Origin of the sequence: Corynebacterium tuberculostearicum, assembly GCF_032821615.1 — a bacterium.
Lineage (GTDB): Bacteria > Actinomycetota > Actinomycetes > Mycobacteriales > Mycobacteriaceae > Corynebacterium > Corynebacterium tuberculostearicum_H.
In genome coordinates, this window is record NZ_JAVBIF010000001.1 from 449,259 (window position 1) to 463,571 (window position 14,313).

Sequence of the window (14,313 nt, forward strand, 5' to 3'; positions counted from 1 at the left end):
GATGAGCTCCACCACCACTCCCCAACGTCGCCTTGGGATCTACGGGGTCCTTCTCATCTTGCTCGCCCTCGTCGCCGCGCCGCTAGCCTCCGTGCTGGTCAACGCGGCCGTGGGCTACCACGATGAGCCCTCAGCCCTAGGCAGCATTATCCAACCGGACATGCTGCACATCCTTGGCAATACCGTCCTGCTCTCCGTGCTGGTCGTGGCTTTTGCCACGCTTATGGCCGCGCCGCTCGCCTTCCTCCGTTCGTGGACGCGGTTTAGCAGGGCCAATTGGATCGAGATCGTCATCATGATCCCGTTTATGACCCCACCCTTTGCGGCAGCGATGGCGTGGATGGATTTCACCCGCCGCGGTGGTGTGGCCGAGATGCTACTCGGCCACGGCGCCGGCAAGCTCGCCCACGATGCCATCTACTCGGTATGGGGCATGGCCTTCATCATGGCCGCGGAGCTCTTCCCTTTCTTATATCTCATCCTGCGCACCTGCCTGAATTCCATTCCGGCGTCCACCCTGGAGATGGCACAAATAGCCGGCGCGAGTCGCTGGCAACAGGCCGTGCGCATCATCGCTCCGAACATAATCGGCCCCTTTTCCCTCGGCGCGCTGATTATCTTCATCAAGGCCGCCGGCGAGTTTGGCACCCCAGTTACGCTGGGCAATGCCATCGGATACAAGGTGCTCGTCTCCTCTATTTATGAAGACGTCACCATCGACCCCCTCGACTTTTCCAGCGCCGCCGCGTCCTCTTCGGTTCTCTTTGCCATTGGCGTGGCTGCGTGGGCATTCCAACAGTGGATTTCGCGCCACGATCTCACCGGCGGCGGACGTGTAAGCCGCCCCGTGCTCATCCGCCTCAGCCCAGTCGGCTCTATCCTCGGCGCACTCATTACCGCAGTCATCCTCTTGGCTTCGGTGGTCATTCCCTATCTTTCCATCACTTTGTCCGCGATGACCATCCTGCGCTCGGCCCCACCTACGCCCAATAACCTCACCTTCGATTACTTCTCCATCGTTGTGCAGATGCCCACCGCACAGGAAGCACTGATTCGCTCCATCGGCCTGGGTGCCCTTGGCGCCACCGCTGCCGTAGCACTAGGTGTCCTCGTCACGGTGCTCACCCGCCGCCAAAGCTTCATAGGCGCAAAGCTGAGCGATTTCTTGGCCGTCGCCCCCGATACCGTACCGGGCATCGTGCTGGCCATTGGCTTTATTTTGCTGTGGAACTCTCCTTGGCTGTCTTGGTCGCCCTACGGCACGATGGGCATGCTGGTCATGGCTTTTACGGTGCTCTTTTTGCCCATGACCATTCAAAATATCAAGACTTCAGCCGAGTCCATCTCCCCCACCATGTACGAGGCCGCCGCGATTTCGGGTTCCTCAACTCTGCAAACTTTTGGGCGCATTACCCTGCCCCTGCTTGCTCCTGGCATCTTCGCTGGCTGGCTCCTCGCCTTCTTCGTAGGCATCCGCGAGCTGGTCATGTCCTCGCTTATTCGTCCCAGCCAGGTCAACCTCTTGGCTCCATGGATTATGAACCAATTCGATCAAGGACACCGTGCCGAGGCCATGGCTATGACGCTCATCGGTGTCGGAACGTCCACAATTGTCTTGGTAGCTATCACGTGGTGGCAAAACCGAAAGGCCGCACATGCCCGCTAGCATTTTTGTCTTTGCCGATCTGCACCTAGGCCGCGCGGGCGCCCCCGGCTTGGACTGGGCCCTGCAGGCACTCGAGGTTGCCGCCAATAGAGGGGCCACGGCGTGCGTGTGCTTGGGCGATATCATTGACCGCAACGCTGAGGCGTCCGAATTCGTGCCCCAGGCCCGCGCCGTAATGGCCCACGCTGCCACACTGTTCGGCGAGGTCCACTTCATTTCTGGCAACCACGATACCCACCACAGTCTGGACTTCCCGCCCGAGGTCACGGTCCACGGCACGCAGGTGCACTCCTTTCGCATAGGAAACACCACGGTTCTAACCGCAGCGGTGGCCACCGATCCGGACCCGCGCCGCCTCCAGCTTCCGCCGCGCCCGAGCGACGGCCCCGTCCTCGGCCTCCTACATTCTTCCGTCACCGGTGAGTTTTCTAAAGGCACCTGCCTGCCGCTTTCCGTGGCTGAGCTACAGGCCAGCGAGGCCGATGCCTGGATCCTTGGGCACGTCCACTCTCCGCACACGCTTGCCGACGCCCCCTTCATCGGCTGGGTCGGCATGGGCCACGGCTTACTCTTCGACCCCGATACGTGCCACGTCACACGTTTGCCTAGCTAGATCCGTTCCCCACAAAGTGCCACCGCACGCTTGCTTGCATGCAAGCTTGCATGCAAGATGGATGCATGTCCAATGAACGAATGCAGCCTGCCGCGGAGCGCGCCTATGACTTCGTCAAAGAGAAGATCATTGACGGCTCCTTCGAGCCCTCGCAGATGCTTTCCGAGGCCTCCCTGGCTACCGAAATGGGAATTAGCCGCACCCCGATGCACGAGGCTTTCCTGCGCCTAGAGGTCGAAGGCTTTCTGCAGCTCTACCCCAGGCGGGGTGCGCTCATCGTGCCGATCAGCCCGCAAGAAATCCGCGAGGTCTATGAGGCACGCTTACTCGTGGATAGGCACTGTGCTGAAAAGATCTGCGCAATGTCTGATGCCGAGCGCGCGGACATCGCTGATCAGCTGGACGCGACCATCGCGGAGCAGGACACTGCGTTGGATGGCGCAGACCTGCATGCCTATACGCATCTTGATGCGCGTTTCCACCAGATCATCATGGATGGCGGTGCCAATAGCCTGCTAGCCGGGCTGGGACACCAGCTGCGCGAACGCCAGCAGCGTTTTACCGCCACGGCCATTGGCCGCAACGTAGCCCGCGCCCGCACCTTCGTGGATCAGCACCGCACGCTTGCCGATGCCCTCCGCACCGGCGACCTCGACGCCTACCTTTCCGCATTGGACACCCACCTAACCAACTCGAGGAATCAACTATGACCGAAAAGTTTGCCAAACACTCATGGTTTCCCGTCGCTGGCAGCATGGTCGCTGTCGCGTGGGGCGGCAATGAGTTCACCCCTCTCCTAGTTATGTACCGCGAGGAGTCACACTTCTCGCAGGTCACCGTCAATGGCCTCTTGGCCGCCTACGTGCTCGGCATCGTGCCTGCGCTGCTGATTTCTGGCCCACTTTCGGACTACATCGGCCGCCGCCCCACGATGCTGCCTGCCGCGCCACTATCGCTGCTCGGTTCCTTCCTTTTGTCCATCGCACCGAACGAGCCACTCGTCATCGCCGTGGGCCGCATCATGTGCGGCTTGGCTTTGGGCATCGTCATGGCGGTCGGCTCCACGTGGGTGGCAGAGCTCATCACCCGCGCTGGCGGCGATCCCGCTGCCGGCCCGCGCCACGCCTCGATGTGTCTGACCTTAGGCTTCCTCATCGGCGCCGGCCTCGCATCGGTGCTGGCCCAGTGGGGTCCGTGGCCGACCCACTTGGCGTATATCCTGCACATCCTCCTCACCGTTGCCACCGCTATCTGGCTGATGAAGACCCCGGAAACCCGCCCGCCGCGTGGCGCTACGGTAAAAGACACCTTCCTTGACTTAAGCATCCGCGACATGCTGCGCATGCTGCACATTCCCTCCGCAGCGCACCACCGCTTCGTGCGCATTGTTCTGCCGGTCGCCCCGTGGGTCTTCGGCTGCGCTGGCGCCGCCTATGCCCTCCTGCCCCAGCTTCTGTCCGAGTCCGCTGGCGATGCCCCCATCGCTTTTTCCGGCCTGATGACCGTTATCACCTTGGGCTGCGGCGTTGGCATCCAGATGCTCGGCAAGGTTATCGATACCAGCCGCTCCGCCCGCGCTTCCGCAGTTGCCATGGGCGTTATCACCGTGGGCACCATCCTCGGCGCGGTTGCCTCTCATACTCGGTCGCTGCCGCTCGGCATCGCCGGTGCCGCCGTCATGGGCGCAGGCTACGGCCTCGCCCTTGTCGCCGGTCTCTCCGAGGTCCAGCGCATCGCCCGCGCCGAAGAACTCGCCGGCCTCACCGCCGTCTACTACTCGGTGTCCTATACCGGCTTCTTTATCCCCATGGCCTTCAGCGCACTCGCGCCGCTGCTCGGCTTTACCACCCTATTCCTCATTGGCGCCGTGCTTGCACTGTGCTGCCTCGTTAACGTGGTCCTCGGTTGGCGCGCTCACCTGCCCGGCCCAGTCCGTTAAGTCCTATCACTCATAAAAATTTCCCAGCCGCTAAGGCTGGGCAATTACTTTTAGGTGGCGGCTAAGGCGCTACTGCTTAACGACGGTAGCCTTAACCCCCTTCACCACCTCGTGCACGTCCGCACCATCGAGCGCCTCGGTGGTCACCTGGAAATCGGTGGCGAGCACTTCACCGGCGATGTGGTCGGCGTGACGCTCCGCCCAGGCCTTCTTCTCCTCTAGGACAGAGAGCACGGCCGCGATGCGGTCCGAGACCTCGAACCCAGAAGCCTTGCGGGCATCCTGAAGGCCGCGGATAACGTCCGCCGCCCAGCCTTCGGCCTCGAGCTCTTCGGTCACCTCGGTATCGAGTACTACCAGGCCGTCAAGGCCCTCGATACGCGCGGTCGACTTCGGATTCGCTGCCTGCAGGCGCTCGGTGTACTCATCCGGGCCAAGCACGATATCGCCGTCCACTACAACCTCTTCGCCGCGGCGTTCGTAGTTGCCAGCCTTGAGGTTCTTGATGGCGCGCTGCACGTCCTTGCCCAAGCGCGGGCCGGCAACCTTCGCGTTACAGACAACCTGGAAGGTGCCTACCGAATCGACGTCGTCAGTAAGCTCAACTTCCTTGACATTGACCTCGTCGCGAATGATATCGGCAAAGTCCGCCAGGCGCTGCGCCCCGTCGAGGGCCACCGTTAGCTTCGGCAGCGGCAAGCGATTGCGCAGCTTATTGGACTTGCGCACCGAGGACGCTGCCGAGGCCACCGCGCGGGTCGCATCCATCGCAGAGACGAGATCTGCATCAGAAGGGTAATCCGCGGCCTGCGGGTAGTCTGCCAAGTGCACCGAACGCTCACCGGTAAGCCCGCGGTAGATAACCTCCGCCACGTGCGGTAGCAGCGGTGCCACCACGCGAGTCACGGTCTCCAGCACGGTGTACAAGGTATTAAACGCCTCAGGATGGGCGTCCTCGCCCTCCCAGAAACGATCACGCGAGCGACGGACGTACCAGTTGGTCAGGACGTCGGCAAACAGGCGTACTTCTTCGGTTGCCGTGGCGATATCGGTATCGGCAAGCGCCGCGTTGACATTGGCCACGACGTCGTGGGTCTTGGCCAAGATATAGCGGTCCAAAACATGCGCGGAGCTGGTGTCGAACTTTGCTTCCTTCTCTGCGTAGAGCTGCAGGAAAGTATAGGCATTCCAGATAGGCAGGATAGCCTGGCGCACGCCCTCGCGAATGCCCTGCTCGGTCACGATGAGGTTGCCTCCGCGCAGGATAGGCGAAGACATCAGGAACCAACGCATGGCATCCGAACCATCGCGATCAAAGACCTCGTTGACGTTCGGATAGTTGCCCTTGGACTTAGACATCTTAAGGCCATCGTTGCCCAGCACGATGCCGTGGGCCACGACCTTCTTATACGCCGGGCGATCAAAAAGCGCGGTGGACAGCGCGTGCATCACATAGAACCAACCACGCGTCTGACCGGAGTACTCCACAATGAAGTCGGACGGCGAGTGGGTTTCAAACCATTCCTTGTTTTCGAATGGGTAGTGTTTTTGCGCAAACGGCATCGAGCCGGACTCAAACCAGCAATCCAATACGTCCGGCACGCGGCGCATCATCGACTTACCGGTCGGATCATCCGGGTTCGGGCGCACCAACTCGTCGATGTGCGGACGGTGCAGCGACTCCGGACGGACACCGAAATCGCGCTCCAACTCGTCCAAAGAGCCGTAGACATCCATGCGCGGATAGTTGTCATCATCGGACATCCACACTGGGATAGGTGCACCCCAGTAGCGGGTACGGGAGATATTCCAGTCGCGCGCTCCCTCGAGCCACTTGCCAAACTGGCCATCCCGGATATGCTCCGGCAGCCACTCAATCTCCTTGTGGTTAAGCTCCACCATGCGATCGCGGAACTCGGTCACCTTCACGAACCAGGCCGGCAGCGCCATGTAGATAAGCGGCTCGCCCGAGCGCCACGAGTGCGGATAGGGGTGCTCGATGGTTACGTGGCGCACCACTCGCCCAGCAGCCTTCAAGTCCTTGATGATGTCCTTATTCGCATCAAAGACCAGCTGGCCCTCATACGGCGGAACCTGCGAGGTGAACTTACCGTCCTCATCCACCGGGATGACCAGCTCGATGTCGTACTGATTGGTGGTATTCATATCGTCTTCACCAAACGCAGGAGCCTGGTGAACCACACCGGTGCCGTCCTCTGTGGTGACGTAATCAGCGATCAAGACCTGGTAGGCATTGCGCAGATCCGGGAAGAAGCCGAAGATAGGCTCATAGGTAAAGCCCTCGAGTTGCGCGCCGGTAAACGTCTCCAGTACCTCGGCCTCCCCTAGTTCCTTCTCCAAGGTGGCCAGCAGGTTTTCCGCCATGATGAAGGTACGGCCGGCGAAATCACCCTCCGTAGCCTTAAAGAGCACGTAAGTAACCTCTGGATGAACCGCCAAGGCCTCGTTCGAAGGCAAGGTCCAGGGGGTGGTGGTCCAGGCGAGGAAGGAGGCGTCGGCAAGCGCAGGGTGCTCCGCCAACGTCTTTTCTGCCGCGCTTCCCTCGCGCGCGCCCTCCACTGGGAAGGTAACGGTCAGGGTCGGATCCTGGCGCATCTTATAGGAATCGTCCAGGCGGGTCTCCTGATTGGACAAAGAAGTGTGCTCCGCCCAAGAGTACGGAAGAACTCGGAAGCCCTTGTAGATCAAGCCCTTGTCATAAAGCTCCTTGAACGCCCACATGACCGATTCCATGTAGTTGATATCCATGGTCTTGTAGCCGTTGTCAAAGTCCACCCAGCGGGCCTGGCGGTTGACGTACTCTTCCCACTCGTCGGTGTACTCCAGCACGGACTTGGCGCAGTATTCATTGAACTTTTCCAAGCCCATGTCCTCGATCTGCGCCTTTTCAGTGATACCCAGCTGCTTTTCCGCCTCCAGCTCTGCGGGCAGACCGTGGGTATCCCAGCCGAAGACACGAGGCACGTAATTGCCGGCCATGGTGCGATAGCGCGGGACGATATCCTTCACATAACCGGTCAACAGGTGGCCATAGTGCGGCAAGCCATTTGCGAATGGAGGGCCATCATAAAAGATGTACTCTGGGCGGTCCTTGGTCTTTTCTAGCGAAGCCTGGAGGGTATCATCCTGCTTCCAGTACTTCTGGACTTCCTCTTCCATATCTGGGAAGCGGCTGGAGCCGCCAGTCATGTCGACCTTGGGGTAAACCTTTTTCGCCATAATTATCCTTCACTCTTAACACGGTGCAGGGACGCGCCATCAAGGCTCGCGGTACCACCCTGCTTGAGCCCGAAGGCTCCGCTTCGTTTCGGTGAAGGAGTTGACGGTCCCACCCGTTCAGTTCTACTGGGCCACACTGGCTGTTCTTCTGAATTGCTCCCCGGTGATGGCCGGATCACTGCGTGTAGGCCACAGTATAGCGCCCCAGAATCTTCGTGCACAAGAAGTTATCCACAGGCTAAAAATTTTCCCTTGTGGGGGCTTGCGCGGGGAAATAAATTGTGAATCGTGAACGCGCTAGATACTTACCTCGCAGCCATGGCACCCGGGATGGACATCGTCCTCGGGTGCGCAGGCATGTCTGAGGACGACCTCTGCGCGCGAGGCGCCGCTGAAAAGACGGCCCGCGAGTTGGCATTGCTAAAAGAGGCGTACTGCGGCACGACCAAGTTCACTAGAAAGCGTCGTCGTGCTATCGAAGGTGCCCAGCACAATGGGCATTCCATCGTAGCTTTATCCATCATTGAAAAGTATGCGCGCAAGATGCCCACGCTTTTCGACGCCTGGGTCCTCCGCGAACAGCTATGCACCACCAAGGCCACAGCAGCGGCACTGGAAAAGCTGGCGCAATCCAAGGTTCCGAAGAAAAAGCGCAAGGTGAAGCCTGGTGTACGCATCATCCGCCGCAAGGATGCGCCATGGACGTTAGCGATCGACGGCTCGTCTTCGTTTATTGCAGACCTCCACGCGGCGGTGGAGAACCAGGATAAAAAGCCACTGAATGTGGTGGAAGATACCTTCTTCGGCAACGATACGGCGCAACGAAGCACGGTGGTAACCAATGTCATCGTGCGCTTGGAAGACTACGTGCGCATCGTCAACGGTGATGGCGAGGAAATCACCTTGCAGATGACCAACGGAGCAACGCTTACGGGAGCGCAGTATGTGCGCCGCACGCTCAAGGAGCATGGGCTCATTACTCTGGTGAGCCCCTATGAAGGCGCGGTGAACCTGTACCGCACGGAGCGCTTCGCCAATGCCAAGCAGCGGTTGATGGCGGGCGCGGAAAATCCGGTATGCCCATGGCCGCGCTGCGCTAAGCCTGCTGACGAATGCCAAATTCACCATTTGGAGCCGTGGTTGCACGGTGGATTGACCAATATCGCGAACTTATCCACAGCCTGCGCGTACCACAATGGCGCGAACGATGACGATCCCAATGCCCCGCCGCTGCGCGGGCAACTTGCCCGAACCAACGGACGGATTCGGTGGCAACCGCCCGATTGCTAGAGCCCGACTGCAGAATAAGGCGCCTCGTGCGCCTTATTGGCATGCCTGCAACCGAAAGCTTTGGGTCTCGCGGCGTTAGTCCTCGCGGAAGGCTGCGCGCAGCGCCTCCTCCTCGGGGGATTCAGTTGCTGAGGCTTTGTCAGCGCGATGCTTATGCGCCCAGTCCAGGATGAAGCACACGAGTCCGACGCCGGCGGCGCCAAAAACGATATACAGCGACCAATCTGCACCCGAGATAACAAAGTTGACCAAGGCCACGAATGCCACGAGGGCGAGAACTAAAGCGGCTACGAGCACAGTGGTTCCTTTCGGTAGGGGCGGGCTATAGCACGACGGTCTAAAACAACAATAGCGCCCCCGCCGCGGTGGCGGGGGCGCTAGGAAGAACGGGGTGGCTTAGTTGTTGCCAGCCTCGCCGTTCGGTGCGGCGGTGCCGCGGGTAGCCAGCTCTTCCAGCTGAGACTCCAGCAGGGTCTTCAGGCGGGTGCGGTACTCGCGCTCGAAGGTGCGCAGCTCGGAGATGCGAGCCTCCAGTGCGGTCTGCTGCTGCTTGACGGTGTTCATAACCTCGGTGTGCTTGCGCTCGGCATCGGCCTGCAGGGACGCGGCCTTCTCCTCAGCCTGACGGATTTGCGCCTCTGCGCGGGAGGAAGCATCAGACTCGGTCTGCTTTGCCTTAACCTCAGCGTCAGATACCAGCTTCTTGGAGCGGGAATCTGCATCTTGCAGCTGGGCGTCGTACTTCTTCTGGGCGTCGGCAAGCTGTGCCTTGGAGCGGGAATCTGCATCGCTCAGCTGCTTCTCGGCTGCAGTGCGTGCCTCGGACAGCATGGACTCGGACTCCGCACGAGCCTCGGAGGTCAGGCGGTCTGCCATCTCCTGTGCCAGACCCAGAACGCGGGCAGCCTGCATGTGGGTTTCCGGGGTAGCCAGGCCATCGGCGGTCTGTGCAACACCAGCACCTGCGATACCCGCTGCCGCTGCACCAGCCTTGGAGGAACCAGCTGCGGAAGCGGACTTCTTCAGCTCGTCGTTTTCCTTCTTGGAAGCCTCGAGGTCCTTCTTTGCCTGGGCTGCCTCGGCGCGAGCTGCCTCGGCGTCCTTCTTGGCCTGAGCCGCTTCATCGCGGGCTGCCTTCAGGTCTGCGGAAGAGGAAGCAGCAGCGGAGCCAGACGCCTGTGCCTTGGAAGCCTCAGCCTGGGCAGCCTTAACCTGCTCCTGTGCCTTCTTGGTCTCTTCCTTGGCACGGGAAACCTCGGACTTGGAGTCCGCCAGCTTGGTTTCGTACTCCGCGCGCAGCTTGGCCTCAATCTCCTTACGCAGCGCAGCCTCATCGGTGCGGGTGGGAGCCGCAGTTGCGGTACCAGCAGCGCCGGCACCAGCACCCGCCTTAACCTGGGAGTTCAAATCGCTGACCTGAGCCTGCAGGTCTTCGTTCTCATCCTGCAGCTGGGCAAGGGCGTCCTCTACGAGGTCGAGGAACTGATCCACCTCGTCTTCGTTGTAGCCGCGCTTGCCAATCGGCGGCTTGCTGAACGCGACGTTGTGAACATCAGCTGGTGACAGTGGCATGTCTTCTCTTCCCCTTCAGGTTGGTACAACCCCGGAGCTTCCAGGGCCTTAGGAGTGCGGTTCAGGCCTAACTAAACCTTCCCCACAAAGGTACATGTGGTTCATAATACGGGTTATCGCGATTTATCGTAACCAAACGCCCACAATAATCGACGCCCCGCCGAGTCTCAACGTTTACCACAGGTTTCGAGGCGACGGGGGTGTTAAGTCAGAAAAATCATCTGCAAGATCAGTGTGAGTATCGAGAGCAAGACGAACAGTACAAGCACCGATACATCAAGCGCTACGCCACCCATTTGCAGGGGCGGGATCAGGCGCCGCAACGCCTTGACCGGCGGGTCCGTAATCACAAACAAAGGCTCCGCTATAACCATGAACCAGCGTGGAGGGTTGAACTGCCGCGAGAAGGACTGGATCATCTCAATAATGATGCGGGCGATGAGCACCCACGTGTAGATCCGCACGAGCAGGATAAGAATAATTCCGAGTTGTGTCACAATGACCGAGCCTATCGAATAAACCCCCGCGGGTGCCCAATCGGCACCCGCGGAGGCTAAATAAACCGTGCCGCTTTAGCGCAGGCCTGCGGCACGCTCGAGTTCGTGCTTTGCAATGTCTGCAGACTTCGGCACGATGGAAAAGACCTTGCGCTCAGTGTCCATGCCCTTGGTGAGGTTGAGCATACGGCCCTCCAGGCCAAAGCAGAGGCCGGCAGCGAAGTCGATGAAACGCTTGGCGGTGGCCTTTTCGGCGTCAGTCAGCTCGAAGACCACAGCATCACCGTCGCGGAAGGGCTCGCCTACCTTGGCGGCATCATTGAAAGACGTCAACGAAATAGCCACGATGGTCGGAACGAATTCCTCGTGTACTGGCGCCGACTCATAGGACTGCGGGGCGCGGCGAGGTGCGTAGGCCGAGGAGCTCTTTTCGGAGTAACGCGGCTCCTCGTTGTAGTAGGCATCGTCCTCTTCGATGTCCACCGGGCCCAGCCCGAAGAAATCCTTCGTCTTATCAATGAATGACATTTTTGGGTCTCCCTCTGACCTAAATTTGTACAAGTCTAAACGCGTAAAATGTGTCTGGTGTGACTCATGTGATTTACGCTGTGAAATGCGCTTTTGCGATGTTTTTAACCTACTGGTCGCGGCCCCATGATACTGGTTCCGACACGCACGATATCGCTGCCCGCAGCAATTGCCTCGGCGATGTCCGCACTCATGCCAGCAGACATTTTCAGCGGTCGATTGAGCTCAGACGATAAGCGATCTACCTCTCCACGCACGTTCCGGAATACCTCACCTGCGTCGGCGTCGAGGGGCGGAACGACCATGAGGCCGGCAAGTTCTAGGTGCTGCGCTTTTTCCACGGCACGCACGACCTCATCGAGCGCGTCCGGAGTTACCCCACCTCGAGCGCCATCGCCGTCGGCGGAGACTTGGATAAATACCGGCAAATTGTTTTCGCGCTCGCCTCGTTCCTTGGCTAAGGAAACTCCCCTCTCTAGCGCGTGGGCGAGTTTGAGGGAATCTAGCGAATGCACGCTGGCTGCCCATCGGGCTACGTGGTTGGCTTTCTTGGTCTGGATTTGGCCAATCATGTGGAAACACAGCTGCGGCAGCTCAGCGGCCTTGGCGCGGGCTTCTTGCTCTCGGTTTTCGGCGACGTCGGTAACTCCTAGATCTGCCAGCAGAGAAATATCCGCAGCTGGGTGAAACTTCGTTACTGGTAACAGCTGCGGCGGTTTTCGCCCTGACTGCGCTGCTAGCCTTTCAATCTCGGCACGGGTGGCCGATAGGTTGTGATCTAGCTGTGCCTTTCGGTCTGACATTACTTAGCCTCCAACCAAATTAGTCCGGCCTGGCGGCCGGTGGTGCCTTCGCGTCGATAGGAAAAGAAGTCTTCGTCTTCAATGGTGCAGCGCGGGTCGGATTCAATCGCGGTGATGCCTAGCCCCATAAGCTGGCGAATCAGCCCTGCCCGCACATCAATGCCCCACGTGCCCTTCGACGTCCGTGTCTTGGAGCCGGGCAAGCGACGCTCGACGTCAGTGGCCATTTCCTCGGGCACCTCGTAGTTCTTGCCCGAAGCAGCCGGACCCATAACCACCTGAATGCGCTCGGGCTGTGCGCCAAGCTTCTGCATTTCGCGCACGGTATTGACCACAATGCCGTTGCGGGCGCCAAGGCGGCCGGCGTGGGCGGCGGCGATGACACCAGCGGCGACGTCGACAAGCAGCACCGGCGTGCAATCAGCGACGAGGACGCCCAGCCCGAGGCGTCGCTGGGTGGTGACAATTGCGTCTGTAGCTGGCACGGGCTCGTCCCGTGGACCATCGACGACGGTGACGGTATTGGTGTGTAGCTGTTCCATCCACACGATGTCGTCCAGACCGGTCACGCGCTTCAGGCGCTCGCGGTTAGCGGTAACCGCAGCGGGGTCATCGCCGACGTGGTGCCCCAAGTTAAAAGAGTCGTATGGAATAGCAGACGCCCCGCCAGCACGGCTAGTAAAAACCATGCGGACGGGGCGTGTGGTGCGATGTTCCTCGTTTACTGGCATGCACACCAGCGTAGCGCTTTGCGCTTAGCGCATGAAGGAAGGCACGTCCAGATCGTCGTCGCCGTCATCGTCACGACGCTGGGACGGGCGGGACAAACGGTAATCATCGCGGCGTTCCTCGCGGGAGAAACGGTCAGAGTTGGTGAACAGACCGCTAGATTCTGGGCGACGCTCCTCGGCAGGGCGCTGCGGGGTGTAGCGCTCTCGCTCCTGGCCGGCGCGCGGCTCGTAGGAGTGGCGCGGGGAGTAGTCATCCTGTGCCGGCTGAGCGGCAGCAGGCTGCGCCGGTGCCGGGGTGACGGGCTCTGCGGTCTCGCGCTGGCGATTGTCAAAAAGGGAGCCGGGCTTGCGCTGTTCCTGCTGCGGCTGCTGCTGCGCAGCGGCCTGGGTCATATTGGCCTCGGCATCGAAGCCGGTGGCGATGATGGTGATGCGGATTTCATCGCCCAGGGTGTCGTCGATGATGGTACCGAAGATGAGGTTGACGTCTTCGTCAGCGCGCTCTTCCACCATGGAGGCAGCGGCGTTTACTTCGTGCAGGCCAAGATCAGAGCCGCCGGCGATGGACAGCAGCACGCCCTTGGCGCCTTCCATCGTGGATTCCAACAGCGGGGAGTTAATGGCTTGCTCAGCAGCGGTCATGGCGCGGTTATCACCGCGGGCGGAACCGATACCCATGAGCGCGGAGCCAGCGTCAGACATGACGGAGCGAACGTCCGCAAAGTCGACGTTGATCATGCCCGGGATGGTGATCAGGTTGGTAATACCCTGCACACCATTATGCAGCACCTCATCGGCAGCGCGGAAAGCCTCAACGATGGAGAGCTCTTCCCCACCGAGCTGCATCAGGCGATCGTTCGGGATGACGATGAGGGTATCGCAGACCTCGCGCAGCTCCTCAATACCGGCCATGGCCTGGCGGGTACGGCGAGCGCCTTCGAACTTAAACGGGCGGGTGACAACACCGACGGTCAGCGCACCCATCTTCTTCGCGATAGACGCCACGACCGGAGCAGCACCGGTGCCGGTGCCGCCACCCTCGCCGGCAGTCACGAAGACCATATCGGAGCCCTCGAGGGCGTCTTCAATTTCGGACTTGTGATCTTCCGCGGAGGTCTTGCCTACCTCAGGGTTAGCGCCGGCACCGAGGCCGCGGGTGGCTTCACGGCCAATGTCGAGCTTGGTATCTGCGTCAGAGAAGATGAGGGCCTGGGAGTCGGTGTTGATGGCGACGAACTGAACGCCCTTGAGGCCTTCTTCGATCATGCGGTTGACGGCGTTGACGCCGCCACCGCCGACGCCGACGACCTTGATATCCGCGAGATTGTTATTGGAAGAGATCATGTGAGTTGGTCTCACCTTTCGCTACTTTAAGTCTGCACGTGCATTAAACGAGGAATGTAATGCGGTCCGCCGAGGGCGAATCGCGTTCCT

At 60.2% G+C, this 14,313-nt stretch carries 13 protein-coding genes; 5 read left to right on the forward strand and 8 right to left on the reverse strand.

The window, feature by feature from the left end; all coding sequences use genetic code 11:
• Position 1 precedes the first annotated feature (1 nt).
• The 4 genes from RAE09_RS02150 (at position 2) to RAE09_RS02165 (ending at position 4,218) form a co-directional block, all read left to right on the forward strand.
• Positions 2 to 1,666, forward strand: a complete 1,665-nt coding sequence (locus tag RAE09_RS02150) for an ABC transporter permease (protein ID WP_316980816.1) — start codon at positions 2 to 4, stop codon at positions 1,664 to 1,666.
• Positions 1,656 to 2,279, forward strand: coding sequence for a metallophosphoesterase (locus RAE09_RS02155; protein ID WP_316980817.1), 624 nt, complete (start codon positions 1,656 to 1,658; stop codon positions 2,277 to 2,279). The genes RAE09_RS02150 and RAE09_RS02155 overlap by 11 nt, the downstream gene beginning before the upstream one ends.
• Before the next feature lie 65 nt (positions 2,280 to 2,344).
• Positions 2,345 to 2,989, forward strand: a complete 645-nt coding sequence (locus RAE09_RS02160; RefSeq protein WP_005324538.1) for a GntR family transcriptional regulator — start codon at positions 2,345 to 2,347, stop codon at positions 2,987 to 2,989.
• Positions 2,986 to 4,218, forward strand: a complete 1,233-nt coding sequence (locus RAE09_RS02165; RefSeq protein ID WP_005324537.1) for an MFS transporter — start codon at positions 2,986 to 2,988, stop codon at positions 4,216 to 4,218. Before RAE09_RS02160 ends, RAE09_RS02165 begins: the two co-directional genes overlap by 4 nt.
• A gap of 69 nt (positions 4,219 to 4,287) precedes the next feature.
• Here RAE09_RS02165 and ileS read toward each other — a convergent pair whose 3' ends face one another.
• Positions 4,288 to 7,458, reverse strand: coding sequence for an isoleucine--tRNA ligase (gene ileS / locus RAE09_RS02170; protein WP_316980818.1), 3,171 nt, complete (start codon positions 7,456 to 7,458; stop codon positions 4,288 to 4,290).
• A gap of 288 nt (positions 7,459 to 7,746) precedes the next feature.
• Here ileS and RAE09_RS02175 point away from each other — a divergent pair, with 288 nt between their 5' ends.
• Positions 7,747 to 8,748 carry an HNH endonuclease signature motif containing protein gene (locus RAE09_RS02175; RefSeq protein WP_316980819.1) on the forward strand — a complete coding sequence of 334 codons (1,002 nt, stop codon included), beginning with the start codon at positions 7,747 to 7,749 and terminating at the stop codon, positions 8,746 to 8,748.
• A gap of 75 nt (positions 8,749 to 8,823) precedes the next feature.
• Here RAE09_RS02175 and RAE09_RS02180 read toward each other — a convergent pair whose 3' ends face one another.
• The 7 genes from RAE09_RS02180 to ftsZ form a co-directional block, all read right to left on the reverse strand.
• Entirely contained in the window at positions 8,824 to 9,045 is a 222-nt protein-coding gene (locus RAE09_RS02180; RefSeq protein WP_250412552.1) for a zinc-binding dehydrogenase, read from the reverse strand.
• A gap of 99 nt (positions 9,046 to 9,144) precedes the next feature.
• Positions 9,145 to 10,320 carry a DivIVA domain-containing protein gene (locus RAE09_RS02185; protein WP_316980820.1) on the reverse strand — a complete coding sequence of 392 codons (1,176 nt, stop codon included), beginning with the start codon at positions 10,318 to 10,320 and terminating at the stop codon, positions 9,145 to 9,147.
• Positions 10,321 to 10,523: 203 nt separating this feature from the next.
• Positions 10,524 to 10,817 (reverse strand): YggT family protein, encoded by a 294-nt coding sequence (locus tag RAE09_RS02190; RefSeq protein WP_250412550.1) that lies wholly within the window; start codon positions 10,815 to 10,817, stop codon positions 10,524 to 10,526.
• Between the two features lie 75 nt (positions 10,818 to 10,892).
• The gene (locus tag RAE09_RS02195; RefSeq protein ID WP_316980821.1) at positions 10,893 to 11,345 is read right to left on the reverse strand and encodes a cell division protein SepF; all 453 of its coding nucleotides are present in this window, start codon (positions 11,343 to 11,345) and stop codon (positions 10,893 to 10,895) included.
• Positions 11,346 to 11,449: 104 nt separating this feature from the next.
• Positions 11,450 to 12,148 (reverse strand): YggS family pyridoxal phosphate-dependent enzyme, encoded by a 699-nt coding sequence (locus RAE09_RS02200; protein WP_316980822.1) that lies wholly within the window; start codon positions 12,146 to 12,148, stop codon positions 11,450 to 11,452.
• On the reverse strand, positions 12,148 to 12,879 hold the full coding sequence (gene pgeF, locus RAE09_RS02205; protein ID WP_316980823.1) for a peptidoglycan editing factor PgeF: 732 nt from the start codon (positions 12,877 to 12,879) through the stop codon (positions 12,148 to 12,150). Before pgeF ends, RAE09_RS02200 begins: the two co-directional genes overlap by 1 nt.
• A 24-nt stretch (positions 12,880 to 12,903) precedes the next feature.
• The gene (gene ftsZ, locus RAE09_RS02210) at positions 12,904 to 14,223 is read right to left on the reverse strand and encodes a cell division protein FtsZ (protein ID WP_269953148.1); all 1,320 of its coding nucleotides are present in this window, start codon (positions 14,221 to 14,223) and stop codon (positions 12,904 to 12,906) included.
• Positions 14,224 to 14,313 lie beyond the last annotated feature (90 nt).

Bases quoted from the DNA above. Each gene is read 5' to 3' on its own strand.
- RAE09_RS02200 (WP_316980822.1), bottom strand. From the start codon at position 12,148: ATGTCAGACCGAAAGGCACAGCTAGATCACAACCTATCGGCCACCCGT.
- RAE09_RS02150 (WP_316980816.1), top strand. From the start codon at position 2: ATGAGCTCCACCACCACTCCCCAACGTCGCCTTGGGATCTACGGGGTC.
- ileS (WP_316980818.1), bottom strand. From the start codon at position 7,458: ATGGCGAAAAAGGTTTACCCCAAGGTCGACATGACTGGCGGCTCCAGC.
- RAE09_RS02160 (WP_005324538.1), top strand. From the start codon at position 2,345: ATGTCCAATGAACGAATGCAGCCTGCCGCGGAGCGCGCCTATGACTTC.
- RAE09_RS02185 (WP_316980820.1), bottom strand. From the start codon at position 10,320: ATGCCACTGTCACCAGCTGATGTTCACAACGTCGCGTTCAGCAAGCCG.
- ftsZ (WP_269953148.1), bottom strand. From the start codon at position 14,223: ATGATCTCTTCCAATAACAATCTCGCGGATATCAAGGTCGTCGGCGTC.
- RAE09_RS02155 (WP_316980817.1), top strand. From the start codon at position 1,656: ATGCCCGCTAGCATTTTTGTCTTTGCCGATCTGCACCTAGGCCGCGCG.
- pgeF (WP_316980823.1), bottom strand. From the start codon at position 12,879: ATGCCAGTAAACGAGGAACATCGCACCACACGCCCCGTCCGCATGGTT.
- RAE09_RS02165 (WP_005324537.1), top strand. From the start codon at position 2,986: ATGACCGAAAAGTTTGCCAAACACTCATGGTTTCCCGTCGCTGGCAGC.
- RAE09_RS02195 (WP_316980821.1), bottom strand. From the start codon at position 11,345: ATGTCATTCATTGATAAGACGAAGGATTTCTTCGGGCTGGGCCCGGTG.